The organism is Bradyrhizobium sp. ISRA436 (assembly GCF_029910015.1).
Taxonomy (GTDB): Bacteria; Pseudomonadota; Alphaproteobacteria; order Rhizobiales; family Xanthobacteraceae; genus Bradyrhizobium.
This window is the reverse complement of sequence record NZ_CP094519.1, coordinates 6,092,688-6,118,402: the sequence shown is the minus strand read 5'-3', so window position 1 is coordinate 6,118,402 and position 25,715 is coordinate 6,092,688. Positions and strand designations below refer to the sequence as shown.

The window sequence follows — 25,715 nt, the reverse complement described above, 5'->3', positions numbered from 1 at the left end:
CGATAAAGCGTCCATGCTCGCGGGATTGATCTCCATCGCAGCCTTTTAGCGGTTGCGCATGCGATGCCCCAGATCGCGCAGAAAGGAGAGGCGATTCTTGCAGGGCTGACCGAACGGTGAGTGATGAAAGGCTTGTGACGAATGCGCAATAGGTCCAGCCAATCCTGTCTGTGCGATTTGCGGCCTCAATGACATTCCAACCCGCCGGGTCATGGGCGTCCATCTCGTGGTCGTCGGCGAGGATGGCAACCAGCAGTCGTGGTTCATCGCCATTTGTGCGCTGAAGCAAGAAGGTGCTTGGCCAATCTCAACGAATGACCGCATGACGGCGTCGCTCTGATTCATACGTGATCCGTCCTATGTGCGGTAAGCACGGCTTGACCTCCGAGCTCGGAACCGGCCGCTGCACCGAAGGCCCGTCTAGAGGCAGAGAACTCGCGCCCGATTGCGTCGACGCTCGGCGAGGGCGGCATCTGCCCCGTCAGAGCTGCACCTTGCCGAGGACAACCTCTCTCGCGATGACTGAAACCAATTCGCGATGACTGGGTACTCAGACCGGCCGGTTTTCGTTACGGTTTTTCACGGGCTCCATCCTCTTCAATCCTTCTTCGTAGGAGATCTGCTCGTACGACACATCGAGATCCTTGGCTGCGTCGAGCAGGTAATCGAGCTTACCGCCTGTATTGAGCTTCTTGATGTCATCCTTGTTGATCCCGATCAGGTCCATCATCTCCTTCCAGACGGTGGATTCATCGCATGGTAGGATGTGGAAGGTAATATTGCCGAGCTTGGTTCGATATTTCGCCAACAGGTCGATGTTGTTGCAGAACATAAAGTATCTGCCAGCTGGGCTTAGCGCGCCGTCAAGGACCTCTGCGACGTCAGCAAGATATTCGAAGGAATGCAGATAGCCGGCCAGCACCGGAATCGTGCTTTCACCTTCTTGCGCGATCGTCAGAACCTGCTCGATCGAATAGTCTGGCGGCCGCTTCTCGTCCGCGACCTGGACCTGGAATTTCAGGGCGATGTCGCCGCGAAAGCCGAATCGGCCCGGCTTGCTGGTTTCGTCCTTGAGGACGGCGTTGAGCAGCCGCCCCTCCTTCTCAAGTCGGCCGAGTGCGGTGTTCTCGATTGCAGTCATTAAAATCGTCCTTGGTCGAAGCTCAATTACCGACGCCTTGGCCGGCGCGACATGCAATGCAAATTGCTTGCCGCCGCATGTGTGGCGTCTGTCCGCCGCAACATCTTGCGAAAGTACGTAAGCGTGCCGCGACGGCCGCATGAGCTATGTCAGCAAGCTGACATAGGTCTCAAAGCGAACGCGTGCGATTGAGAAAGGCAAGCGTTATCAGGCGTGTGCGTGCTGGCATGCGACTTGCCAGCCCACAGTCAGCCGTTCCCGGCAGCCAGGGGTGACTCGTGATCAATCTGACAGAGAGCGCAGTGAATGCGGTCAAGAACGCGATTGCCGCATCGACGCAGCCGGCAAGCGGCCTGCGCATCATGGTCGAGGCGGGCGGCTGCGCGGGGTTCAAATACATGATGGGCCTTGCCGGTGCGCCAGGGCCCGATGACACCGTGATCGAGCGCGACGGGCTCAGGGTGTTCGTCGACAATAAGAGCCATCAGCATCTGGTCGGCACGACAATCGACTTCGTGATGGCGCTCGAGAACCCCGGCTTCACATTCGATAACCCGAATGCGACGTCTAGCTGCTCTTGCGGCAAGTCCTTTGGATGATGGCACAAAAGAAAGCGAATCATGCTGATCGAGCCTGAGCAACTGAAGCAGCCGTCGGCCACCGAAACCGAGCGGGAGCTGGTTATTCGCGGCGTGATCGAGGAGATCCGTCCCCGTCTGCGGCGCGACGGTGGCGACTGCGAGCTGATCGATATCGATGGCGACAGGATCATGGTCCGACTAACAGGTGCCTGTGTGTTCTGCAAATTGTCCAGCGCGACACTCGAAGGCATTCAGGATCGCCTGGTCGAAAAGCTCGGTGGGCTGATCCGCCTGATTCCGGTCGCCGGCGCGCCCAACGCGCGCCATTGAGCGAGACCTGCGTGCCCATTTACCTCGACAACAATTCGACGACGCGAGCCGATCCATCCGTCGTCCAAGCAATGTTGCCGTTCTTCGCCGAACGGTTCGGCAACGCGTCCTCCAGCCATGACCTTGGCAGCGAGGCCGCAAGCGCCGTGAACCAGGCGCGCCGCAGCTTGCAGCAATTGTTAGGAAATGCCCATGAGCACGAAATCGCATTCACCTCCGGTGGAACCGAGGCCAACAATACTGCCATTCTCTCAGCGCTTGCGACCCAAGATGGGCGCGACGAGATTGTCACCACCTCTGTCGAACATTCCGCGATCCTTGCGCTGGTCGAGCAACTGGCGACAAGGGGCGTCAAGACGCATGTGATCCCCGTAGATTCGTGCGGCCGAATCGATATCGAGGCGTTTCGGCGGGCGGTTGGACCGCGCACGGCGATTGCGTCCGTGATGTGGGCCAATAACGAGACCGGTACGATCTTTCCAGTAGAATTTCTGGCTGGGTTGGCGCGTGAGGCAGGTGCGCTGTTTCACTGCGACGCGGTGCAGGCCGTTGGCAAGGTGCGCATCGATCTCAAGGACAGTGCGATCGACATGCTGTCGCTATCCGCGCACAAACTGCACGGTCCCAAGGGCATCGGCGCGCTTTATTTGCGAAAGGGTACGAAGTTCAAGCCGCTAATCTGGGGCGGATCGCAGGAGCGACGGCGCCGCGGCGGAACTGAGAATGTCCCCGGCATTGTCGGCCTTGGAAAGGCCGCAGAGCTTGCGGCCGAACGGCTCGAGCCGGAGCGGGTTCGCATTGGCGCATTGCGCGATCGTCTGGAACAGGCCATTTTGCATGGTGGCGATTGCACGGTGCTCGGCGATGTCGGCAATCGGCTATCGAACACGGCCGACATCGCCTTTGAACATCTCGACGGCGAAGCAATCGTCCATCATCTCAATCGTGCTGGCATTGCAGCCTCGCTCGGGGCCGCCTGCAATTCCGGCTCGATGGAGCCGTCCCATGTTCTGCGCGCGATGCGGGTGCCGGCGACGAGCCTGCGCGGCGCAGTGCGCTTTTCCCTGTCGCGTGAAACGACCGTCGAAGATGTCGATCAGGTCGTGAGTGTACTATCTGATATCGTGGCCCAGTTGCGCGCCATGCCGCGCGCGTGCGCCAATCCAGCCAGCGATACGGCATCATTCAGAAGGCTGACCTCATGAAAATCATGATCCGTCGCTCTCCCGAGGCGGGGCTGTCGATCTACGTGCCCAAGAAAGATCTCGAAGAGCCGATCGTGGAGTCCGAGTATGAAACGCTTTGGGGCGGCTGGATCAAAATAGCCAATGGCTGGGTACTGGACTTGCCCGAGATGGCGAGCGACACGCCGCTGCCGATTACAATCAACGCCAGGAAGCGTGGGGAGGACGGGGACAGCCGATGAGGGCGTCCCCGCGAATCGATTATGTCAACGCCGCCGATGCCGAGGCGGTTCTCACCGACGTCGCGGACAGCTTGAGAGATGGCAGCATCGTTCCCTATCTTGGACCTGACCTCGCCGCCTTGTCCGCTCCCCAAGTGCCAATGACGCCCGAAGCCTTGGCGGCGTTCTTTGCCAGCAAGGTGGCGGTGCCGCGCCGGGTCAAGGGCAATGCCTGGGCGTCGGCCCAGTACATCGAGAGCAGAAGGCATCGTTCCACGGTGACGGCGTTGATGGCGCAGGCGTTCGCCCTCCCGGTCGATCCGACGCCCCTGCATCATCATCTTGCGGCTCTGTCGGTGCCGATGATTGTCGATGTTTGGTACGATGGCGCCATGCGTGCCGCACTCGGCAAACGCGACGGATGGGGTGAGGTGCAGGGGGGCGTGCGCAGCGGCATAGGCGAGGACCGCTGGTATCGCTTTTACGATTCAGCGGGCAAAGAGGTTGATCGTGCCGCAGCCGGCAATTGGACGACAGTGCTGTACAAGCCGCATGGCGGCGCGCTGCCGGCCAAGAACTTCCTGATTTCGGAGGCTGATTACGTCGAGGTTCTCACTGAGATCGATATCCAGTCTCCGGTCCCCGACATCATCAAGGAAAGGCGGACCGGTAGGAGATTCCTTTTCGTTGGCTGTCGCTTCAACGACCAGCTGTTGCGTACCTATGCGCGCCAGATCACCAAGCGTTCGGCCGACATCCACTACGCGATCGTCGATCCGGACAGGCTTACGCGCAACGAGCTTCGCTTTCTGGTCGAGCAGGACCTGATACCACTCGCGATCGGGCTCCTGCGCGCGGTGGAGATATTGATCAGCTAGAGCATGACCCGGAAAAGTGTGATGCGGTCCTCCCGAAAGGATCATAGTTAGACCAGGCGCTAAAGCGCGATGAGAAGTCAGCTCAAACCCATCGTGCTTTAGGCGCTCGCAAAGCGGAGCCGGCGAGGCTCGACCCGCACCCCGGGGGCGAACGGCCGGGCTTGCGTCCGGAGAATCTCGGCGACTCACTTGGCGGACGATTGTGCTGACAAACGCCGGCTCTGCGCCAAATCGTTCGGCTTGTCGTTTTTCCAACACGTGCATCATCGTTGTCCTACAAACGGACGAGCCCGATCGCTCCAGCTAACTCATTGACGTGAAGAACAGATCCGGTCGTGTCAGCGATGGCACGCCGGTTGCTAACTCCTCGCTATGCTCGCCTGGGCCGGTCCAGGGAGCCGATCCGGCCCGCAGGGGAGAACCGAACATGAAGGCAGTGGCGGGAGGCGGAAATGGCGCCAATCATCCGGCGACGAGCAGCAAGATGCTGCCCACTGGCGAGCATAAGGGCTGCCGCGCCTCGGCGGCCGGAGGCAAGGCGAGCTGTGGCTCATATGCGGGTCAAGGCGATTTGCCGAGCGAAGTCTGGGAAAAGGTGAAGAACCATCCCTGCTACAGCGAAGAAGCGCATCATCACTATGCCCGCATGCATGTCGCGGTCGCGCCAGCCTGCAATATCCAGTGCAATTACTGTAATCGCAAATACGATTGCGCCAATGAATCGCGTCCCGGCGTGGTGAGCGAAAAGATCAGCCCTGAGCAGGCAGCGAGAAAAGTGCTCGCGGTTGCCGCAAACATCCCGCAGCTGACCGTGGTTGGCATCGCAGGTCCCGGCGATGCGCTCGCGAATCCCGTAAAGAGCTTCAGGACCTTCGACCTGATCGCAACGACCGCGCCCGACATCAAGCTGTGCCTGTCGACTAACGGGCTGGCCCTGCCTGACCATATCGACGCAATCGTCCGCTGCAAGGTCGATCACGTCACCATCACGATCAACATGATCGATCCAGAAATCGGTGCGAAAATCTATCCCTGGATATTCTTCAATCATAGGCGCTACACCGGGACCGAAGCCTCGAGGATACTCGCGGACCGTCAGCTTGAGGGCCTTGAGATGCTCGCGCAACGAGGCGTCCTGTGCAAGGTCAATTCGGTGATGATCCCGGGCGTCAACGACGAGCACCTGGTCGAGGTCAACAAGGCGGTAAAGTCGCGCGGTGCCTTCCTGCACAATATCATGCCACTGATCTCCGCGCCCGAGCACGGCACGGTATTCGGCCTCAATGGCCAGCGGGGGCCAACCGCGCAGGAATTGAAGGCACTGCAGGACACTTGTGAAGGCGAGATAAACATGATGCGGCATTGTCGCCAATGCCGCGCCGACGCCGTCGGCCTACTTGGACAGGATCGCAGCTCCGAGTTCACGGCAGAGAGGCTCATGACCATGGAGCTCAAATATGACTTTGAGACGCGAAAGGCCTACCAAGCCAACGTCGAGCATCAGCGCGCGGCAAAGGCCGCAGCCAAGCAAGAGGAGCTTATGGAATTGGCTGGCGAGATGAGCGATATCACGCTTCTGGTCGCGGTCGCGACCAAGGGCTCGGGCCTGATCAATCAGCATTTTGGACATGCCAATGAGTTCCAGGTGTACGAACTTTCGACATCCGGCACCAAATTCGTTGGCCACCGCAGGATCGATCTCTATTGTCAGGCCGGTTATGGCGAGCAGGACAGGCTTGCACCCATCATCGCCGCCATTGGCGATTGCCATGCGGTATTCGTCGCGAAGATCGGCGGTTGCCCGAAGAACAGCCTGATCAATGCCGGCATCGAGCCGGTCGATCAATACGCCCATGAGTTCATCGAGACCTCGATGATCGCCTGGTTCAAAGCCTATCTCCGCAGGGTGCAAAGCGGTGAGATCCAGCATGTCGCACGCACGGCAATGCGAGATTCAGCGATGACCTCGGTGGCGTAGGGGAACTATCGATGCCGTTCAAGATCATCGCTTCGCAATGCACCGGCTGCTCAGCCTGCGAGCCGATTTGCCCGAACGTTGCGATCGTCGAGAAAGGTGGAATCTTCGCAATAGATCCGAAGAAGTGCACCGAATGCATCGGCTATTTCGACGATCCGCAATGTGTCGAGGTTTGCCCGGTCGACGACACCTGCGTGATCGATGTGTCATTGCCGCGCTACAAGGCACCGGGTTAACGGGATGAGACGATGAAGTTCAGGCCAAGCTGCGTCGGAGCGCAGTCGATAAGTTCCGTGCGGCGCGTTGATGGTGTCCCAGAAGCCCGCTTTCGGTTCGGATCAAGGGAACCGATCGCTCGAGAGCGTTCGTCGCGCGCATCGATGCTGCATCGGCCTCCGGGATCGGGTGTGCTGGTCGAGCCCAGTGCTGGTCAAAAGTTGCGCTTCGAGGCCGTGGACCGATTGTCTATTCGGCAGTGTCGCTGCCGATGTGATCGACGTGGCGGCGCAGTTCGTAGCAAGTCAATCGGAACCAGGAGCACCGCTGCCCAACGACGCAGAGAGCGCTCCAATAAACGAGCAAGGCCGACGATTACGCGGAACATTGCAGTCGACCCGACATGTTGCCGCAAGGGGGTGCAGATCATGCACACACAGCACGGTGACGACCTGCCGCGTGACGCCGAAGATCAACTGCGGTGGGCTGGACGTTACCAGGACGAGACAGCCGAAACTTACCTGTTGAAAGCTCAAGCGCTGGCCGCGGACCATGCCGTGGTCCGTTACCATGTCTGTTTCTACACGGCTCGGTTAACCCAAGCATTGGAGATCGCAAAGCCCTGTCTGCGCCGGATCAAGCGCGGAAACACAGGCGGCGACGGTTGGTTAACAGTCAGCGCGGCCGCGAGCGCTCTCGATCGCTATGAGACGCGCTTCTGTCGATTTTTGCTGAAGATGGTGTTCGGCAATCCGAATAACGGCTGTGGCAACGAAAATCTGCTCGAATTCGAACCCGCCGGCGAGGTCGGCGCCGGCGTTTGCCTTGGACGTTCCAGAACAGATGAGCAAGTGAGATGACGATTGACATCGGCGATGCCCTCGACTGGCTCGGGCATGAGATCGATTGCGGCGCCTGCCCTCATCGGTCGCTGAAGAAAGGGGGCGGCTGCGAGCCCTCGCACGCCTGCGTCCACGACAGGTACGCTCGCCGCATCGATCGCTTCTTCGAGCAGAACCCGGGGCTCGCCGACGGTTATATTGGCCACCCGTATTTCGAGGTGCGAGCGATTGTGGCCAGATACGCCAATCGCTTTCTATTGCTGCGGCTAATCAATGACGGGGATGAGACCGTGCGCTGGAACGCGGCGCAGCGGCTGCCCAGACGTTATGTCCTGCGTCTGCGCAACGATCCGCATCGCGCGGTCAGGATTGGCGTCGCGGCTTTGCTTGATGACGACGAACTGGTGCCGATGCTGTCGGACGATGACTATTACGTCCGTCGCGTCGTGGCATACCGGATTGCGCCGTGGCGGCTCGGATCACTGATGAATGACGAGGACACCGAGGTTCGCCGCATGGTGGCGCGACGTATTCCATACGATTGGCTGATGGCCATGGTGAACGACCCGCAGGCTTCGATCCGCCTCGAAATCGCGCGGCGACTGTCACCTCAGTCCCTGACCACGCTGCGGCGTGACCCTGATTGGCGTATCCGTTACGAAGTCGCGAGCCGCATTGCGGCCGACGAGTTGGCAGATCTTGTCAAAGACGAGGATAGCATGGTGCAGGAGGTCGCCCGCGCTCGGTTGACCGTCTCGTCCATCAGCCCACAAGGATGGCGAGCATGAGCAACATCGCTCGCGACAGTGACGTGGTTGAGCTGGACGGGCCCCCGGCCTTCAATTTCGGCGACAAGGTGCGGGCCAACCGCAATATCCGCAATGATGGCACCTATCCCGGCAAGGACATCGGCGCTCTCCTGGCCAAGAAAGGCGAGGTTGGTTACGTCGTTTCCATCGGCACGTTCCTCCAGCAATTCTATATCTACGGAGTCGAATTTCCTGAAACCGGCTACCGCGTCGGTATGAAGCGCAAGGAGCTCGATCCGGTCGGCATGCGCGAGGCGTCTGATCATCTGGCGCTGCCGAAAACGAGCGGATCATGACGGAGACGGGCCTTCCGAAATATCGATCAGGCCAGCGGGTCAAAACCGCGGTCGACCTCATCAATGACGGTTCTTTTCCCGATGCGCCGGCCGACGGACTCCTGCTCAGTGCCGGACGGATCGGAAACATCATCCGGGTCGCCATGCATACGCAAGCGGATGTGCCGATCTACATTGTCGATTTTGGTGGACAGCTGGTCATCGGCTGTCTCGAAGAAGAAATTGCGCTACTTTGAGGGGAGACTTTCGCGATGACTGCAGCGGTAGTGCGGAAGTCACAGACCGGGCTTGTTCCTCACCCGAACGAACTCGATCGCAAGCGGATCGAGCGCGCGTTGATCACCCGCAATCGCTATCGCTACGTCATGCCGAATGTGAAGCCGGTGAGGAGCGGCTATCTCGTCGAGAGTCCCTGCTGCTCGCACAATATCGACAAGGGCGGCGGCCTGATCGATATCGCGCTGGTCCATTATGATGTCGTGAGCGAGGTCTGGAAGCTTTTCTTCAAGAACCACGTGCGAGAGAGCTGGGAATTTTACAGCATTTTCCAACGGTTGACGTCAGCGATCGACGAGCTGAACGCGGATCCCGAGCGATTGTTCTGGCAATGATGCGGTCGGGGACCGTCATAGAGGAGCTACAATGGCGCTGGCTGCCGATGAACTGACCGAAATCGAACGGCTGCTTGCGGCGACTAGCGCCGATGCGGCATCGCTTGAGGCGTTGCGCCGTCGCTTTCCGAAGCTCGCCTGGATGCGCTGTGACGCGTCCGATGTGACGGAGCAGCCATTCCGGCGCTTCTTGGACTTCGATCTGCATCTCATCGATGGATCCGATCATTGCGTTCACATGACGGCCGACCCTGCAAAGGCAACCGGAATGCTGCTGGCGAGAAGGAATATTGGGCGGTGAGCGGTATTGGACTGGCGGAGAACCACAATAATTGTGCCGCCGACGCAAGGATGGATGTTTCCTTCGTTCCGCTGTCCGATCCCGATATCACAAGCGCCGAACTCTCTGCTGTGGAGGCGTTGCTGTGTTCGCCGCGGCTCTCGAACGGGCCGATCACCGATGAATTCGAGCAGGCATTTGCGAGTTATGTTGGCCGCAGCTATGCCGTTGCCGTGCCGAGCGGCACTATCGGTCTTCTGCTTGCGCTAAAGGCGCTCGGCATCGGGCCAGGCCAGGAGGTGATCGCCTCGCCCTACTCGTTTCGCGAGACGGTCCATGCGGTCAGTCTCGCAGGCGCGCGAGCGGTGTTTGCTGATATTGACTATTGGTCCGGAGCGTTGGTCCCGGCGAAACTCGAAGAGCGAATCACGCTCAACACGCGAGCGATCATCGCTGGGAATCCAAATGGCCATCCGGCACCCTGGTCGGAGCTGCGCGCAATCGCGCAGCGCCGCCGGCTGCTTCTTTTGGAGGATTCCACCGAGGCGATTGGATCAAGATATAGGGGCGAACTTGTCGGATGCTTTGGCGACGTCGCCGTTTTCGACTTTGCTCAGCCGTCGGCACTGAGTTGTGGCGAAGGCGGAATGGTGGTCACCGACGACATCGACTTCGCCGTTAGCCTGCGTCGCCACCGCGCCCATGGAGCAGATGAACGCTTCTCCGTCGTCGTCGGAAGCGCGCCGCCCTACCAGGCAGGCATGAGCGATCTCACAGCGGCCTTAGGACTTGCGCAGCTCAAGCGCCTTGCGGAAATTCTGGAGCGGCGGCGGCTGATCGAGCAGCTCTACAATGCGCATATGCAATCGTTTGAGGGCATCAAGCCGCCCTATATCGGCCCCGATGCGACCGAGGTGAACTGGTTTCTGTATTTGGTTCATCTCGGGACGCGCTTTACGCGATCGAGCCGCGATGCCATTGTCGACGATTTGCGCGTCGAGCAGGTCGAAGCTGTCGCCTACAGCCATCCGTTACATTTGCAGCCTCACTATCTTGATCTCGGCTATCGACGGGGTGATTTCCCGGTTACGGAAAAAATTGCCGATCGCGCCGTGGCTCTGCCATTTCACACTCATCTCTCGAACAAACAGATCGAGTTTATCGTGGAGACGATGAAGGATGCATCGGTCAATGTAGGCGCTGGCGCGGCCATCTACTGAGCTAGCCGCCATCTCATAAACCAGGCTGGGCAAGCATCGAATGATGATCACCGATTTGCCATTGCCCAAGACGGCGGGGTCGATTGCTGCGCATCTGTTGCCTGGCGCGGAGAATGCCACGTGAGGCAAATTGCGAGGGCGGAGCAGGTCGGCTCCAACGGGGCGTGGGGAAGAGCTCAGGAGGCGCTCAAAGGTCGGGCGCGAGGACAATGGCAAGCGCGAACGCAGCGTAGATGCCGCTTCGAGCCCGCTGTTCGACGCGACGCTCAGCGCTTCGAAGCCCAGGGTGTCAGGGACCAATCTCCTGAGCGTTCGTCTCAAGCCTCGAAATTCGACCAAAAAAGGAACGAGTATGAACGCGCAACAGGTCATCATTCACGTCCGATTCGCCCCAGACGGGACGGTGGCGCAGATCAGTGAGCGCCCCGCGAAGCTCACGCCAAACCAGTGGTTCAATGTTCTCAACGCGCGCGCAGGCCATGCCTATCGGCCGCTCGCTCGCGGCTGCGGGCTATTTCGGTTGCCGCGAACTGCGGTCGATGCCTTCAGACTGGAAGCTGTGAGGCGGCGATAAGGGATCAGCGGCGATATGGCGGCTCGCGAGATCGACCTGTTTGCCGTCTGTCCTGCCGGCGCCATTGAGCGGGGCGGTGCCAAGGGGTTTAGCCTGGCCCGGATCGACGGCGGCGGTGAGAGCCGGCCATTCCCAATTGTCGTCGTGCGGACGTTTGACAATGACTTTTTCGGTTATATCAATCGCTGCCCACATGACGGGGTTTGGCTCAACGTCGGCGGTGGCGAATTTTTCTCAGCGGACCGCTCTTTTCTTAGATGCGGCCGGCATGGAGCGATCTTCGAGATCGACAGCGGCTATTGCATCGACGGCCCCTGTATGGACGCCTCCTCGAGCCGATCGCGATCACCGTGATCGAGGGCGAAGTCTGTCTGTGTGGCGTCAAGCTGCTGGAGGACAATCGGCCCTCCGATTGGCTCGAAGGCAGCGATGAAACCATGGCTATTACGATCCATCCGGATTAGCCGGCGCGATCTCTCGACCGTTGATCAGGTCGTTCACGCGTTGTGTGACCAGCGGATGGAGCCACCCGTCTTGTCATTATCGACCCAAGTCTACCCGCGGAACTGCTTGTGATGCCATAAAGCCAAAGGGGACCCGCGTGCGCCGGCGCAAGTCGTGCGGGCAGGATGCCCAAGCCGCAGCGGTCGGGCCAGCCATGTTCCGATCGTCGAGCGCATTTGGTGGCCTCGCAAGGATCGGCCGGCTGATCGACGCCTGGCTCGCAGATGGAGCGAACGAAGCGAAAATCATTCGCATTATGCACCGGGACGGCCTCGGCGGCGCCAAGGAGGTGGCTAGGCGCTATCCCGAATGGACTGGCTGGCCAGAATTCAATCCTTGTTTGTGACGGATAGGAATGACTTCGACGAAAAAAGAAATGCCCTCGGCGGCCTTGGAGTCCCACCGAGGGCACCGTCTGGGGCAGGGAGAATGGGAGGCCCAGACTAACAGGACCGTTGGGGGCGTGAAATGACGATCCTGTATCGTAGATCCTTGGGAAAGTGACGCGACGGCTGCACCTGCGGCGATACGGGGAATAACCCTGCAAAGTACGAATCCCTCGTAAATGCACCGTCGCGATCGGCGCGATCGGTGAAAAGGCTATGTCCGTCGCGGGCCGTGGCTTCGATCATTGTTATGCTCGCCTCGCAAGATTGAATGCCGAGCTCATGAGATCCGCCACAAAGGTTTGAAGTGGACTTATTGACGCGCTGTGTCCCGGAATGAATCGAAGACAAACCAGATATCGATGTTTTTGATGCCGTCGACTTCGCTGTCCGCATTTCAGCGTCGGCTTCGATATCTCGCCACAGATGAGGTAACCGGGCATTGTCGGCCCGATGCCTGCCGTCACGCCGGGACATGGCTCGATCTGATGGATCAGGCCTCCTCGTCGTCGGTTTGGCAGAGAAATCAGGCTGACTAACATCCAGCGTTGTCATATGGTGACGTCCTCCATCAAGCGCACTGCAATTACGGTGCCACAGCGTGTGCTCCTGTGACGGATTAGCGCGTGACTGCGATTGCCGTCGTCGGTCTCGGCGTCCCGCGCCGATGGCTGAGTGACCTTGGCACCTTAAGCCAGCGCGTGCGCATGTTCGCGGTGAAGTGGCGGCAAGCGTCTTTCTGCGGCATGTCGCGGTAGCCGCAGGCCTTATCGAGAGGACGACAATCACGAGGATCTTTTTCCGATCCCGTTAGATGTGTTGCAAGGGCCGGCTCATAGAGAAGGAGCGAGCGTTTTGGCTGACCTGGATCAGGCGTTGATGCCTGAAACGTGAGTGCGACATCGGCGCTCGATGTGCGTCATGTCCAGCGAAAGACAACGTTGCTGTCGCAAATATGACAATGGTCGATCGTTGCAATCCGGCAAACCGAGGGCGATCGCCGCGGAAGTACACCTCGGGTGTCTTGGTGCGGAGCTTGCATAGAGAAGGCGGGGCGATGAAACAGACGAAGCGGAAGCAAGTAATGATAGGACGAGACGTTGTAACCTTGATCAGGAATGCCGTTCCAGACGGTGGAGGCGTCCGTGACTGATCGTTCGCCCGTCGGCAATTGTTATGGCATCCGGACCCTCCGCGTTTCTTCGCGGGCTGAAAAGACCGCCTGCCGCATCGGTTCGTCTATGCGACGATCAATACGAAATTGCGTCGAGCGGCATGGGCTTCGACCCACAATTTCGTCAGATCAAGCGAATTGATCACGGGCAGGCGTATGAACGCAGAAACCAAGTTCGAACTTCCTCAGCTCTATAGGCATCATGTCTTTGCCTGCCACACCGAGCGTCCGCCCACTCATCCGCACGGCAGCTGCGTCACCTCAGGTGGGCAAGCCCTGTGGGATAGGATGGTCAAGTCGATCGAAACCCAAGGTCTCACCGATATCGGTTTCACGGCAACGAGCTGCCTCGGCTTTTGCAGCGCCGGTCCCTTGATGGTGGTCTATCCCGACGGCATCTGGTATCGTGCGACCACGCCTGAAGACATTGACGAAATCGTAGAGTCCCATCTCAAGCGAGGCCATCGTGTCGATCGTCTCGTGATGGCGTTGAAACGGTAGCTGGAGGCTCGCTCGGCAGCGCGGACTGTCGGCCCGGTTTATCCATCGAAGGTCAGGCAACTCCGGATCATTGGACTCCCCTCCTGGTTGGACGGCGAGGGGAGCCTCACATCCCATTTAAGATCGCCGCGCGGACGGGCCGTGCTCTCGACTTTGCAGGCGTGACTGTCGATTTCATCGCAATCTTCGATGAGATGAGATGGATGTTCCCCTACTTGCCGCGCTTGATCTGTGGATGAAGTCAGCCATGTTGCCGCCGCACTGATCTGATGTCGGGCAGATGTTCTGCACGCGCCGGAATCAGAAAGTGACCTGATCACTCCCAAGCCTGACTGATAGCCTCCGCGCACTTCATTTCGGAGCCGCCGATCGCTCGCGGCTAGAGCGGATGCTGCGCTGTGCTCGACTTCGGGCACCGAGCGGGATGATGCTTTGATCGTCATCGCGCTCGATCCCGCTGTTAAGTGAATCGGTTTGCTTCTTCTCGGATCGTGCCGCGCCTCAGAACTTGTATGTGATGCCGCCGCTGACGAACCACGGGTCGATGTTGACGCGCCCGGTGACGGGAATTACGCCGTTGACGGTCGCCGAATATTCCGGCCGTAGCCATAGTTTCTTCGCGTCAACGTTGATGCCCCAATGACGGTCCAACATGTAATCGAAGCCGAACTGGACTGCTGGGCCGACCTGGTTGTTGATGTGCAAATCCGTCACGGTCAGGCCGGCGAACGGCGTATTAGCTGCCGTTTGGTTGAAAAATAGGGTGTAATTGATGCCAGCGCCGATATACGGCTTGAAGGCGCCGAAGTCCGTGAAGTGATACTGCAGGGTCAGCGTCGGCGGCAGCAGCGAGGCCTTGCCGATGTTGAGCCCATTGAGCGCACCGTCGCCACTGATGTGATGCCGGCTTACACCGAGAATCAGTTCGGCGGCGACGTTCGGAGTGAAGAAGTAGGTGATGTCGAGCTCAGGGATGGCTTGATCGCTGATCGAGAGCCCGGAACTCGGCGAGGACAGGGGCGAAACGCCGATAACATTGACCGAGCTGCCCCGGGTGTCCGGCAACACGCCGAGTAGGCGCAAGCGGAGCATCCACGGATTGAACGGCTCAGCTTGTGGGGGCGCTTTGAAATAAACCGGCGCTGGCGCTGGCGCCAGATCCGCTGCGCGTAGTGGCGTGGTCATTCCACCAAGCCATGCCGCAAGCACGAGCGGTGATGCGGTAATCATCAAGATTGTTGTCGTTCTCATCAGACTCTCCGTTCTCGAACTCAGCGCGAGGAATCGCACGATGCTCTCTCACATGAACGAGGTGGCGAAGGATTTGATGCGGATCAAATCGAACTAGTCACGTCGCAATTGCGTCGTCGAGCCCATGGTCATGTACGCACCAAATCGATCTTGCACAGCGCCTGTTGTGTCGAGTGCTTGCGCGAGATCCGATATGCGCGGTACGAAAATCCGGGAGCGGGAAGACCGTCGTCTCCTGCATTCTGGATAGTGTCTCTCACCCCGCGACCGTCCCAGCGCGAGCCTCTCTCCTTGTAGCTTCATGAAGCATCAGAGGGGCTATCGTCTTGACCTCGCGCCGCGGTCGGTCGATTGCTGTGATCGATTGGCATCCGCGGACAGGACGGGTCGGCTTCTTTGCGCGAGCATCGATCGAGTTCGTCTGGGACAGCCTGCCCCAGGAGCGCTCGCGCGAGCGCCTGGTTGAATCCTGCACATCTGGCGCTGCCGGCCTCAATCAGCGGGCGCCGGATCAGCAATGGATCGTCCAGCATCAGCGCGAGTGCGCTCGCCGCGTCGCAGGTGCCCGGATCGATTTCTCCCGACTTGATCCGCGGGGCGGCACGGTTGAACCAGGAAGCGACCGGCATATCCCCGAAGAAGCGACGCAGTGTCTGCGTGCACCACGGCTCATTCAAAATATCCTTGGCGATCACGTCGTGTCCTGCCGCCCTCAACGCCTGCATCTGGCGCGCATTGGTGGAGCAGCCGGGCTTTTCATAGAAAATGATTGTCGCCATGGTGGCCTGTTCGTGCACGTTGGGAACGATCAAAGGGACGCTGGCGGGTTTGAGAACGCTCGTCCTGGTCTACGGGCGGCTTGCATGGTTAGCGGCTCGATCAGCGTGTCCGGCCAGACTTGCATGATCGCGCTCCTCGGACCTGCCGAGGTGGTTTGCAGGGCGATCAGCAAGTTTCGTTCCACAGATGGGGACATCGAACTGCTGAAGGCAGGCGCGTGTTGCAGCTTGGTACTCGGATGTTCTGTTCGATTTCTGACAGGCCACCGAATCCTGTCATGTCCAAAACACCCGAGCTCTGCTGCGCTCTTGTGACGATTGTCGAACCAAATCAGTAGCTTACAAACGTCGGTAGGCGCTGGCACGACGGTTGCTACTGCGATGCAGCACCACTGAGTGAGGGCTGAGTGCACGCCGACGCGCAAGACGAGCGATGCTCTCCTTCCCTTGGACCCGTGTGCCCCGTTTCTGAGAGAGAAACAAGCTCGCGCGCAAAACAGCGCGCAACGTTCGGCAAATCGGTTGATGGAGAGCAACATGTCTTCACTGAGACAAATCGCATTCTACGGCAAGGGCGGCATCGGCAAGTCGACGACTTCGCAGAATACGCTGGCAGCGCTGGCTGAGATGGGTCACAAGATCCTGATTGTGGGCTGTGACCCTAAAGCGGACTCGACCCGCTTGATCCTTCACGCCAAGGCTCAGGACACCATCTTGAGCCTCGCAGCCAGCGCCGGAAGTGTGGAGGACCTCGAACTCGAGGACGTCATGAAGATTGGCTACAAGGACATTCGCTGCGTCGAGTCAGGCGGGCCCGAGCCAGGTGTGGGCTGCGCGGGGCGCGGCGTCATTACCTCGATCAACTTCCTGGAGGAGAACGGTGCCTATGAGGGCATCGACTACGTGTCCTACGATGTGCTCGGCGACGTCGTCTGTGGCGGCTTTGCGATGCCGATCCGCGAAAACAAGGCACAAGAAATCTATATCGTGATGTCCGGTGAGATGATGGCGATGTACGCCGCCAACAACATCTCCAAAGGCATCCTCAAATATGCCAATTCCGGCGGTGTGCGGCTCGGGGGCCTGGTCTGCAACGAACGACAGACCGATAAGGAGCTGGAGTTGGCAGAGGCGCTGGCCAAGAAGCTGGGAACCACGCTGATCTATTTCGTACCGCGCGACAACATCGTACAGCACGCGGAGCTGCGCCGCATGACGGTGCTGGAGTATGCGCCCGATTCCAAGCAGGCCGATCATTATCGCAACCTCGCGACCAGGGTCCACAACAATGGCGGTAAAGGCATCATCCCGACTCCAATCTCGATGGACGAGCTCGAGGATATGCTGATGGAGCACGGCATTATGAAGCCGGTTGACGAATCCATCATTGGCAAGACCGCCGCCGAACTCGCGGCCTCGTAAAAGGCTGCGACTCGTGGCCTCGTAAGGGCACGCGAGCGGATGCCGGTCTCCCGAACCCCCATCCCCGGGAGATCGGCATTCTGGCGGAAGACCCGTCTCCGGGATGAGGACGCGGCGTGGCATGTTTGGCCGCTGTGGAGAAACCATCATGTTCGAAACGCAAACGCTTCCGTTCTCGGCCGGCGGGACGACCGACGCGAGCGAGGACCTTCATACGGGAATGGCCGCCTACCGCCTGCTCACTGGAGTGGCGCCCGCAGACGCCGACATTACCAGCGACAGAGATTTCGATCGTCATGTGCTGGCATCGATTCTGTCCGTTGCCACGATGGATGGTGGTCTACTTGCCGAGAAGGCTGGCCTATCGTGCCACGAACTTGCTGCCGTGCTCGATCAATACTTCCCGTCAATCCAGATCGAAGTCGAGGAGCCGATCTCGAACTTTGAGTGCGACGGGGCCGACGAGATCGCAATGGTGCGTGACCTTCTGCTCGCGCAACGATCGACGAACGGAGATATCGGCCGCTGGCTGGCTGCAATGATCGCGCGCCGCGCCATAGAGCCAAACCACCTGTGGGAGGATCTTGGATTGCGCAATCGTGGCGAGCTCTCTCGGCTCCTCAACCGCCATTTCGCGCCGCTCGCCGCGCGCAATATCAACAATATGCGATGGAAGCGCTTCTTCTATCGCATGCTGTGCGAAGATGATGGCCTCCTGATGTGCACGACGCCGGTATGCACACAATGCAACGACTTCAGTGTCTGCTTTGGCGATGAAAGCGGCGAGAGCCGGATGGCCGAACGCCGACGCGACGTTTTGCTGCGGGCGGCTCCCTGATCTCAAGCCCACTTAGGGCACGCACAAGTCTGGTGTTCCAGGCGATTTCTCCACCCACGCAAGCCGGGTTAGCTCGAGCTCAGCGTGACAAGAATTGAATTGAGGCGTCGACATTGTAACGCTGTCGCGTTTGCGACACTCGGCTCACTAGGAAAGGGTTGAGTTGTCAATGACTTGAGGAGAGGGCGGCGTGGCATGGCGGTTGCTGAAACGCTGCTTGATCAAACACGGTAAGGAGTTGTCGTGATCGCTGCCACTGCCAAACCTTCCTGGTCCGAGATGACGCGGGCCACGCCGATCGTGCTCAATGACACGACCCTGCGCGACGGCGAACAGGCGCCTGGCGTTGCGTTCAGCGCGGATGAGAAGCTCGCGATCGCGCAGGCGCTGGCGCGGGCAGGAGTCACGGAGCTCGAGGCAGGAACGCCCGCCATGGGCGGTGAGGAGATTGCTGCCATCCGCACCATTGTCGAGGCGGCTCTTCCGCTGACCACGATTGGCTGGTGCCGGATGCGTGAAGCCGATGTCGACGCGGCGATCGAGGCAAAGCTGTCCATGGTCAATATGTCGATCCCGGCCTCCGATGTGCAGATCGCCGCCAAGATCGGCGGCAGTCGCCAGCTGGCGCTCGAACGGGTGAAGCAGGTGGTGGGTTACGCCCGTGAGCGGGGGCTTGAGGTCGCGGTCGGCGGAGAGGACGCCTCCCGCGCCGATATCGAATTTCTCAAGCGGCTGATCGCAGCCGCAGAAGCCGCGGGTGCGCGGCGATTTCGTATTGCCGATACGCTCAGTGTGCTCGATCCCGATTCCACCTATGCCCTGGTCGGGGAGCTACGCGCGGCCGCGAATCTTGAGCTCGAATTTCACGGCCACGATGATCTCGGGCTTGCGACCGCAAATACGCTTGCAGCCATCAAGGGCGGCGCGAGCCATGCCTCGGTGACCGTCATCGGACTGGGCGAGCGGGCCGGAAATGCCCCGCTGGAGGAAGTCGCGGTGGCACTTCAACAGCTCTACGGAGTCGAGACCGGCATCATTCTGTCGGAACTCGAGAACGTCGCGACCGTGGTCGCGGCCGCGGCGGCGCGTACGATTCCGCTGAATAAGGCGATCGTGGGTGAGCACGTGTTCACTCATGAATCAGGTATTCATGTCGATGGCCTGTTGAAGGATCAACGCACCTATCAGTCGCTTGATCCCCACCTGTTCGGTCGCTCCAACCGCTTTGCGATCGGAAAGCATTCCGGGCTTTCGGCAATCACCTTGCTGCTCGACGAATTGCAGCTTGCAGCCAACGCCGATCAAGCAAGGCAGATACTTTCGCGCGTGCAAAAGCATGCCATCGCGCACAAACTGCCGGTTCAGCGCGAGACGGTGATTTCCATCTGGCGCGACGTCTGCGAACACTCTTGAGGCGGCGATGTCCAGCATTGTCGCTTGCGAACGCTTCGAAAAAGCCGCCGCACGCCGAGCGCAGTCTTCGATCTCGTTGATCGGCGAAAATAGTGCAGCCGTCCGCTCGTGCTTGCGCGGCGCGCTCCGTGGACTCCAGAGCTTTTGGTCCTGTGGCGGTCCACCGGCCAAGGCAACCGACAGGTGCCGCCGAGCCTCGAAAGGCTGCGTCGTACTCGGCCCGGACGTCGAGAGGATCCCTCCCTCGACGGGCGGCAAAGGCGCGGGTCAATGCAAATTCTCCGGCCATCGCGCATGCTCAACGCTACGCCACTGTGCGCGATCTTCTGACATGCCTGCGGCCGCAAGGCGGTCATTTCCGGCCTGCTCACCTCGAGCGTTACTGTCAGCTGATCACGACTCCTGCCGGCGATGTCATCGCCATTCCGGTCCATTTATTCGAACTTTTACAGGCGTGGTCGAGCGATATCTAGCGCCTGCGCGAGGAGCGACTGTATCGAGAGCATCAGGCTTTGCCGGATTTCAACGAGCCACCGGCGGCCCAACCCGACGGAGATTTTTCGATGAACGGCGCACAGGGAACAGGCAGCATCCTGGATCGACTCGACGAAGCCTCCTCGGCGGAAGACTTTTTTGCACTGCTCGGCGTTCCCTACGACCCCAAGATCCTCAATGTCGCGCGCCTGCATGTCTTAAGGCGCATGGGGCAATATCTCGCCAAGGAACAATTCGCTGGGGTCGCGGAGGCGGAGGTGACGGAGCGTTGCAAGGCGATGCTGGAGCGGGCCTACGCCGATTTTGTGGCGTCATCGCCGATCGAGCAGCGGGTCTTCAAGGTGTTGAAGGATGCAGTCGTCGAACCGAAGAAGCCGGCGGCATTCGTGCCGCTGAGTGCACTGAAGTAGTCCTGGGCATCACGTCGCTGCCCTCAATGGGCGTTGTTTCGGCGTGTTACGTCGTCTTCGCTTTCATCCGGATCGGCTGCGCGGCGAAATACAAGGCGGTGCTGTCACATTCCGGACCGATGTCCGGAGTCGTCGTGTCGGCGATCGTGACTACGCCGTCCAATCAGCCTCAAGCGGTTGCTTTGACACATGATTTTCGGCGGCCTCGCAACTGGTATGGCGCTTGCTGTCCGGCAGTCTGTTATCGACGCCGACGCTACAGACTTGGCAAGGTCCGAAGAGAGTTAAGGAAGATCAATGACGTTTCTTTCACTGCTCGCCGCTCGCGCCGCATCAGTTTGCGGACCAAAGCTTGCGTTCGAAATCGCCTTTGACGCGGTCGAGGCCGGGCTTGGCCGGAAGGTGGTGGCCAATGGGTCGTTCCTGCACCCGCGCAACAGCTGGAGAAAACATGCATAACGTCGTGTATATCAAGTCGGTCCTCGGTTCGGCGCAGTCCCGCGTCCAGCGCTTGACTAACAGCATCAAATGTCGAGGGAAGCGGCCGCAGACGGCTTGCTCGTCCGGCGCCACGCACGAACGTCACAAGCGGCTCAGCAGCAACGTCACATGGCTCGCCACGTCGTATGCGGCGCGCTGTGCCGCGGCTGGGGTGCAAGCATCTCGCGCAAGGCGCACTTGCCTGGCCGATCGTGCCGGACGTGATCTGCCAGATTCGACGCGGTTGCAGGGGCGGCGCGGTGCCAGCGGTGACGCTCGTCGTGAAACGGAGTGGGCAGGGTCTGCTGTCGAGAAAAGCTCGAACTACGATCCGCGCGGTACGGCCGCCATCGTCAAGCGCCTCCTTACTCACCGCGCCTGCACCGGGAAGACAGGCCCCGTGCAGACTGCCGAGAAGCTGTCAGATGCTGATCAGGTCCATCTTCGGGGACGACCCGGCAGGAAGACTAATCTTATGGCGCAGGTGCGCAGGGTCTGAGGGGAATTCATAGATATGAGCAAAGTCACTCAAGCCGCGATGCCGGCCGCAGGCGGTCGCGCAGCAGCCAAAAAAGAACTGCCGGAGCATTTCAAGGCCTACAAGCATGTCTGGGTCTTCGTCGAGCAGGAGCGCGGTCAAGTGCATCCCGTCTCCTGGGAGCTCATGGGCGCCGGCCGACGGCTCGCCGACAGGCTGAATGTCGATCTCGCCGCCGTTGTCATCGGTCCGGAAGGAGAGACCACGCGTAACGCCGCCCTTGAAGCCTTCTGCTACGGCGCCGATCTGAGTTATCTCGTCTCCGATAGTGTGCTGGCAGAGTATCGCAACGAATCCTATACCAAGGCGCTAACCGATCTCGTCAACACCTATAAGCCCGAGATCTTGCTGTTGGGAGCGACCACCCTCGGCCGCGACCTTGCGGGTTCTGTCGCGACCACGCTATTGACCGGGCTCACCGCCGATTGCACCGCCCTCGAAGTCGATGCCGATGGTTCGCTTGCGGCCACGCGTCCGACCTTTGGCGGTTCGCTGCTTTGCACGATCTATACGTTGAATTACAGGCCGCAGATGGCAACAGTCCGCCCGCGCGTCATGCCGATGCCCGAGCGCGTGATGCGCGATGCCGCCCGCATCATCATCCATCCGCTCGGTCTCATTGAAGACAGTATTGTCACCAAGGTGCTGTCGTTTATCCCAGATCGCGATTCCGAAACATCCAAGCTCGCTTATGCCGATGTCGTGGTAGCCGGCGGCCTAGGGCTTGGATCGTCGGAGAACTTCGAGCTGGTGCGCCAACTCGCAGGCGTGCTTGGCGCCGAATATGGTTGCTCGCGCCCTCTGGTCCAGAAGGGTTGGGTTCACTCTGAGCGCCAGATCGGCCAAACCGGCAAGACCATCCGACCAAAGCTCTATATTGCTGCCGGCATTTCCGGCGCGATCCAGCACAGGGTCGGCGTGGAGGGCGCCGATCTGATCGTCGCGATCAATACCGACAAGAACGCCCCGATCTTCGATTTTGCCCATATCGCGATCGTCAATGACGCCATGCAGTTGTTACCGTCGTTGACGGCGGCATTTCGAGCGCGGCTTTTGCCACAGTCGCGCGCCCGGATCGCAAGCTAGAGGAGATTGTCATGATCCAGGAGAGATTCGATGCGATCGTTGTCGGGGCCGGCATGGCTGGAAACGCTGCGGCGCTGACCATGGCCGAACGCGGGATGAAGGTCCTGCAGCTCGAGCGCGGCGAATATGCCGGATCGAAGAACGTCCAGGGCGCGATCCTCTATGCCGATATGATGGAAAAGCTGATACCCGACTTTCGCGAGGACGCGCCGCTCGAACGTCATTTGGTCGAGCAGCGGTTTTGGATGATGGACGATCGGTCCCACGTCGGCATGCATTACCGCTCCGAAGACTTCAACGAGGAGCGGCCAAACCGCTACACCATCATCCGCGCGCAGTTCGACAAATGGTTCTCGTCGAAAGTGCGGGAGGCTGGCGCGACCGTTCTGTATGAGACCACGGCCACCGAGCTTGTACGAGACAATTACGGGAAAGTCAGAGGTGTTCGGACGGATCGCCGTGACGGTGAAATCCAAGCCGACGTCGTTGTGCTGGCGGAAGGCGTCAATGGCCTGCTCGGGACGCGCGCGGGCTTGCGCGCGCGGCCGACACCCGACAAAGTGGCACTCGCGGTGAAGGAAATGCACTTTTTGCCACGCGAGACGATCGAGGCTCGCTTCAATCTCAAGGACGACGAAGGCGTCGTGATCGAGGCGGCGGGAACCATTTCCCTCGGCATGACTGGGATGGGCTTTATCTATGCCAACAAGGAGTCCATTTCGCTCGGCATTGGCTGTCTTGTCGCCGACTTCCAGCGGACCGGCGAGACACCCTACGGGCTGTTGGATCACTTCAAGAAGCATCCGTCCGTGGCATCGTTGATCGCAGGCTCCGAGGTCAAGGAATATTCCGCGCATCTCATTCCCGAGGGCGGATATAGGGCAATCCCGCAGCTCTACGGAGAGGGCTGGGTGGTGGTGGGCGACGCCGCGCAATTCAACAACGCGGTTCATCGCGAAGGCTCCAACCTCGCGATGACCTCAGGCCGCATCGCGGCCGAAGCGATTTCTCAGGTGAAATCGCGCCGCGATGGCATGACCGCAAAAAATCTGTCGCTCTACAAGAAAATGCTGGACGAGTCCTTCGTGATCAAGGATCTCAAGAAGTACAAGGATTTACCGCGGCTGATGCATACCAATAGCCAAAGCTTCTTTCTCACCTATCCGCAGCTCGTCTCCCGCGCAATGCAGAACTTCGTGCGCGTCGATGGTACGCCGAAGGTCGATAAGGAGAAAGTGACAATCAAATCCTTCGTCAAGGCGCGGTCCTGGACAGGCCTGTTCGGAGATGCCGTCCGTTTTGCTCGCGCGTGGCGCTGACGAGCAATGTCGAAGCTGGACAAAGGAGACTGGAACATGAATGCCGAGCAGTCGGTACGCGTCGAGGACAAGTTATACTACAATCGCTATCTCGTCGATGTCGGTCGCCCGCACGTCAAGGTCCGCCGGCATACGACGCCGTCGCCGCAGCTGCTTGCACTTTTGAAAGCCTGCCCCGCGCGCTGCTACGAACTCAACGACAAGGGCCAGGTCGAAGTCGCGGTCGACGGCTGCATTGAATGCGGTACCTGCCGCGTGATCGCCGAACCGACTGGCGACATCGAATGGAACTATCCGCGCGGCGGATATGGGGTGCTATTCAAATTCGGCTGAAAGGTGCACGAAACGGGGGAGTGATCTCCGTCTCGAACGGTAGTCACCGACGCACCCATTCTGCCTGGCCAGGCTCGTGCGCGGAAGGCGAGAGTTCGAGCAGGGCTCGAATGGTGGAGCGCTCTTGCAAGCCGAGCCTTGGCTATCTGCCTTTCACTCCGGCGCCGCGAATAGCTGGAGAGGGCCGATCACCCGTCGCGGCAGGCAACTCGGGCCCGGCCGCTTCGATCGCAACCGCAACTGACTGCACGACGGCGGCAAAGCGCACCGCCGTCTGAATTGCTTCGGAACTGACGCCTGCTGCCCGCAGCGCCTTCTCGTGGGCGTCGAGACAGGTGCCGCAGCCGTTGATCGCCGAAACTGCCAGCGACCACAGCTCGAAATCGGATTTGTCTACCCCGGGATTGCCGATCACGTTCATACGCAGCCTCGCCGCCATCGTCTTGTATTCCGGGTTGGAAGCCAGGTGCACGAAGCGGTAGTAGACGTTGTTCATCGCCATCACGCAGGCTGCGGATTTTGCCGCGGTGATCGCCTCTGGCCGCATCACGGCGGCCGCGGCCGACTCCATCGCGGCGATCACGGCCGGATGACGAGTGGCGATCGCGCTCGCCAGCAGCAGTCCATACTGGCGCTGCGGTGACAGCGTCTCATCGGCCACCAAGGACGCCAGGTTGAGCCGGACATCCTTGGCGAAGTCAGGGATTTTCTCTTTCAGTTGCTCGATCGATGACATGCCGCCTCAAGCAACTTTCAAGGTTTCGCCACCGATCTCGCGGTTGCAGGGACAGAGCTCGTCGGTTTGCAGCGCGTCCAAAACGCGTAACGTGTCCTTAGGGCTACGGCCGACATTGAGGTTCGTGGCATAGAGGTGCTGGATGGTGTTGTCGGGGTCAGCGATAAAGGTGTAGCGATAGGCGACACCGTCTGGCGAACGCACGCCGAGGCCGTCGACAAGCGCTCCCTTGGTGTCGGCAAACTGCCAGATAGGCAAATTGCGCAGGTCCTCGTGCGCGCGCCGCCAGGCCAGCTTGCAGAACTCGTTGTCCGTCGAGCCACCGAGCACGACCGCCTCACGATCGGCAAAGTCTTTGGACAGCCGAGCAAACTCGGCGATCTCGGTCGGGCAGACGAAGGTAAAGTCCTTGGGATAGAAGAAGATGATCTTCCATTTCCCCGGGAAGCTCTTTTCAGTCAGCGTCTCGAACGCGCTCTGTCCTTCTTCTTCGTGCGCGTGAAACCCGGGCTTCACGCCAGTGATTTCGAACGGTGGCAACTTACAACCAATTCCGAGCATGCTTGTCCTCACTAAAATTGCTCCGCAGGGATCCTGAAGCATGGGCGAAGCAAGCGACATGCCATTTGTTCGCAAGATGCAATTGTCGACGGTGCAGCAAGGAAGGCGCATCATGGGCGCTGGAACCCCAGTTTGGCTTAGAACTGCCTTCACCCGGATCAAGACGAGTTGCGGTCGCGGACGCCTTTGAGCCAGGAGTCGAAGCGATGCGTCCGTCTAAGTCGAGTGCTGACGCGGTCGCAGGGCTTGACAGGGCGGAACCCAACACAGCCGGGTTTGCCGGGCCCCGCGCTGAACAGCACGCCCGTAAATACAACTCGTCACGTCA

29 protein-coding genes and 1 pseudogene are annotated in these 25,715 nt (G+C 59.8%); 25 read left to right on the top strand and 5 right to left on the bottom strand.

The annotated features are described in order from the left end of the window. Positions 1–550: 550 nt before the first annotated feature. The gene (locus MTX23_RS28505) at positions 551–1,141 is read right to left on the bottom strand and encodes a hypothetical protein (RefSeq protein ID WP_280978234.1); all 591 of its coding nucleotides are present in this window, start codon (positions 1,139–1,141) and stop codon (positions 551–553) included. 278 nt (positions 1,142–1,419) lie between these two features. Between MTX23_RS28505 and MTX23_RS28500 the strand changes: the two genes are divergently transcribed. The 17 genes and pseudogenes from MTX23_RS28500 to MTX23_RS28415 all read left to right on the top strand — a co-directional run bounded on the left by MTX23_RS28500 (position 1,420) and on the right by MTX23_RS28415 (position 13,726). Beyond that, entirely contained in the window at positions 1,420–1,740 is a 321-nt protein-coding gene (locus MTX23_RS28500) for an iron-sulfur cluster assembly accessory protein (protein WP_280973451.1), read from the top strand. A gap of 21 nt (positions 1,741–1,761) precedes the next feature. After that, positions 1,762–2,052, top strand: coding sequence for a NifU family protein (locus MTX23_RS28495; protein WP_280973450.1), 291 nt, complete (start codon positions 1,762–1,764; stop codon positions 2,050–2,052). Beyond that, complete coding sequence (gene nifS / locus MTX23_RS28490) at positions 2,049–3,257, top strand: cysteine desulfurase NifS (RefSeq protein ID WP_280973449.1); 1,209 nt, start codon at positions 2,049–2,051, stop codon at positions 3,255–3,257. The genes MTX23_RS28495 and nifS overlap by 4 nt, the downstream gene beginning before the upstream one ends. Further along, complete coding sequence (gene nifT, locus MTX23_RS28485) at positions 3,254–3,478, top strand: putative nitrogen fixation protein NifT (protein ID WP_280973448.1); 225 nt, start codon at positions 3,254–3,256, stop codon at positions 3,476–3,478. Before nifS ends, nifT begins: the two co-directional genes overlap by 4 nt. After that, complete coding sequence (locus MTX23_RS28480; RefSeq protein WP_280973447.1) at positions 3,475–4,335, top strand: SIR2 family protein; 861 nt, start codon at positions 3,475–3,477, stop codon at positions 4,333–4,335. Before nifT ends, MTX23_RS28480 begins: the two co-directional genes overlap by 4 nt. Positions 4,336–4,819: 484 nt before the next feature. Beyond that, positions 4,820–6,313: a nitrogenase cofactor biosynthesis protein NifB gene (gene nifB, locus MTX23_RS28475; protein ID WP_280978233.1), complete on the top strand. Its 1,494-nt coding sequence runs from the start codon at positions 4,820–4,822 to the stop codon at positions 6,311–6,313. Positions 6,314–6,324: 11 nt separating this feature from the next. Further along, positions 6,325–6,549: a 4Fe-4S binding protein gene (locus MTX23_RS28470; protein WP_280973445.1), complete on the top strand. Its 225-nt coding sequence runs from the start codon at positions 6,325–6,327 to the stop codon at positions 6,547–6,549. Positions 6,550–6,957: 408 nt separating this feature from the next. Then, entirely contained in the window at positions 6,958–7,389 is a 432-nt protein-coding gene (locus MTX23_RS28465; protein ID WP_280973444.1) for a hypothetical protein, read from the top strand. Continuing rightward, positions 7,386–8,159 (top strand): 4Fe4S-binding leucine-rich repeat protein, encoded by a 774-nt coding sequence (locus tag MTX23_RS28460; RefSeq protein WP_280973443.1) that lies wholly within the window; start codon positions 7,386–7,388, stop codon positions 8,157–8,159. Before MTX23_RS28465 ends, MTX23_RS28460 begins: the two co-directional genes overlap by 4 nt. Continuing rightward, complete coding sequence (locus tag MTX23_RS28455) at positions 8,156–8,476, top strand: nitrogen fixation protein NifZ (protein ID WP_280973442.1); 321 nt, start codon at positions 8,156–8,158, stop codon at positions 8,474–8,476. The genes MTX23_RS28460 and MTX23_RS28455 overlap by 4 nt, the downstream gene beginning before the upstream one ends. Next, the gene (locus MTX23_RS28450; protein WP_280973441.1) at positions 8,473–8,712 is read left to right on the top strand and encodes a nitrogen fixation protein NifZ; all 240 of its coding nucleotides are present in this window, start codon (positions 8,473–8,475) and stop codon (positions 8,710–8,712) included. Before MTX23_RS28455 ends, MTX23_RS28450 begins: the two co-directional genes overlap by 4 nt. 15 nt (positions 8,713–8,727) lie before the next feature. Continuing rightward, the gene (locus MTX23_RS28445) at positions 8,728–9,087 is read left to right on the top strand and encodes a DUF3024 domain-containing protein (protein WP_280973440.1); all 360 of its coding nucleotides are present in this window, start codon (positions 8,728–8,730) and stop codon (positions 9,085–9,087) included. Positions 9,088–9,118: 31 nt separating this feature from the next. Next, positions 9,119–9,388 carry a DUF6129 family protein gene (locus tag MTX23_RS28440; protein WP_280973439.1) on the top strand — a complete coding sequence of 90 codons (270 nt, stop codon included), beginning with the start codon at positions 9,119–9,121 and terminating at the stop codon, positions 9,386–9,388. 50 nt (positions 9,389–9,438) lie between these two features. Then, positions 9,439–10,587 (top strand): DegT/DnrJ/EryC1/StrS family aminotransferase, encoded by a 1,149-nt coding sequence (locus MTX23_RS28435; RefSeq protein WP_280978232.1) that lies wholly within the window; start codon positions 9,439–9,441, stop codon positions 10,585–10,587. A 589-nt stretch (positions 10,588–11,176) separates the two neighbouring features. Then, positions 11,177–11,625: pseudogene (locus MTX23_RS28425) on the top strand (Rieske 2Fe-2S domain-containing protein). A 137-nt stretch (positions 11,626–11,762) separates the two neighbouring features. Continuing rightward, positions 11,763–12,011, top strand: coding sequence for a hypothetical protein (locus MTX23_RS28420; protein ID WP_280973437.1), 249 nt, complete (start codon positions 11,763–11,765; stop codon positions 12,009–12,011). 1,370 nt (positions 12,012–13,381) lie between these two features. Continuing rightward, positions 13,382–13,726, top strand: coding sequence for a (2Fe-2S) ferredoxin domain-containing protein (locus MTX23_RS28415; RefSeq protein WP_280973436.1), 345 nt, complete (start codon positions 13,382–13,384; stop codon positions 13,724–13,726). 501 nt (positions 13,727–14,227) lie between these two features. On the opposite strand, the gene MTX23_RS28410 is transcribed toward MTX23_RS28415, so the two are convergent. Both MTX23_RS28410 and MTX23_RS28405 read right to left on the bottom strand, forming a co-directional pair. Continuing rightward, positions 14,228–14,956 (bottom strand): OmpW family outer membrane protein, encoded by a 729-nt coding sequence (locus MTX23_RS28410; RefSeq protein ID WP_280978231.1) that lies wholly within the window; start codon positions 14,954–14,956, stop codon positions 14,228–14,230. A gap of 320 nt (positions 14,957–15,276) precedes the next feature. Then, positions 15,277–15,756 carry an ArsC/Spx/MgsR family protein gene (locus MTX23_RS28405; RefSeq protein ID WP_280973435.1) on the bottom strand — a complete coding sequence of 160 codons (480 nt, stop codon included), beginning with the start codon at positions 15,754–15,756 and terminating at the stop codon, positions 15,277–15,279. Positions 15,757–16,293: 537 nt separating this feature from the next. Between MTX23_RS28405 and nifH the strand changes: the two genes are divergently transcribed. The 8 genes from nifH (at position 16,294) to MTX23_RS28365 (ending at position 24,090) form a co-directional block, all read left to right on the top strand. Next, a complete protein-coding gene (gene nifH, locus MTX23_RS28400; protein ID WP_280978230.1) occupies positions 16,294–17,178 on the top strand; it encodes a nitrogenase iron protein in 885 nt (294 codons plus the stop codon). A 148-nt stretch (positions 17,179–17,326) separates the two neighbouring features. Then, positions 17,327–18,016, top strand: a complete 690-nt coding sequence (locus MTX23_RS28395) for a nitrogen fixation protein NifQ (protein WP_280973434.1) — start codon at positions 17,327–17,329, stop codon at positions 18,014–18,016. Between the two features lie 279 nt (positions 18,017–18,295). Then, entirely contained in the window at positions 18,296–19,429 is a 1,134-nt protein-coding gene (gene nifV, locus MTX23_RS28390; protein ID WP_280978229.1) for a homocitrate synthase, read from the top strand. A 563-nt stretch (positions 19,430–19,992) separates the two neighbouring features. Next, complete coding sequence (nifW, locus tag MTX23_RS28385; RefSeq protein WP_280973433.1) at positions 19,993–20,334, top strand: nitrogenase stabilizing/protective protein NifW; 342 nt, start codon at positions 19,993–19,995, stop codon at positions 20,332–20,334. A gap of 297 nt (positions 20,335–20,631) precedes the next feature. Continuing rightward, positions 20,632–20,793: a hypothetical protein gene (locus MTX23_RS28380; RefSeq protein WP_280973432.1), complete on the top strand. Its 162-nt coding sequence runs from the start codon at positions 20,632–20,634 to the stop codon at positions 20,791–20,793. A 535-nt stretch (positions 20,794–21,328) separates the two neighbouring features. Beyond that, positions 21,329–22,438, top strand: coding sequence for an electron transfer flavoprotein subunit alpha/FixB family protein (locus tag MTX23_RS28375; protein WP_280973431.1), 1,110 nt, complete (start codon positions 21,329–21,331; stop codon positions 22,436–22,438). Positions 22,439–22,449: 11 nt separating this feature from the next. After that, positions 22,450–23,757: an FAD-dependent oxidoreductase gene (locus MTX23_RS28370; protein ID WP_280973430.1), complete on the top strand. Its 1,308-nt coding sequence runs from the start codon at positions 22,450–22,452 to the stop codon at positions 23,755–23,757. Between the two features lie 36 nt (positions 23,758–23,793). Next, complete coding sequence (locus tag MTX23_RS28365) at positions 23,794–24,090, top strand: ferredoxin family protein (protein ID WP_280973429.1); 297 nt, start codon at positions 23,794–23,796, stop codon at positions 24,088–24,090. Positions 24,091–24,232: 142 nt separating this feature from the next. Here the strand turns inward: MTX23_RS28365 and MTX23_RS28360 are convergent, their stop codons facing one another. Together MTX23_RS28360 and MTX23_RS28355 are read right to left on the bottom strand one after the other, a co-directional pair. Beyond that, positions 24,233–24,826: a carboxymuconolactone decarboxylase family protein gene (locus MTX23_RS28360; RefSeq protein ID WP_280973428.1), complete on the bottom strand. Its 594-nt coding sequence runs from the start codon at positions 24,824–24,826 to the stop codon at positions 24,233–24,235. Between the two features lie 6 nt (positions 24,827–24,832). After that, complete coding sequence (locus tag MTX23_RS28355; RefSeq protein ID WP_280973427.1) at positions 24,833–25,387, bottom strand: peroxiredoxin; 555 nt, start codon at positions 25,385–25,387, stop codon at positions 24,833–24,835. Positions 25,388–25,715 lie beyond the last annotated feature (328 nt).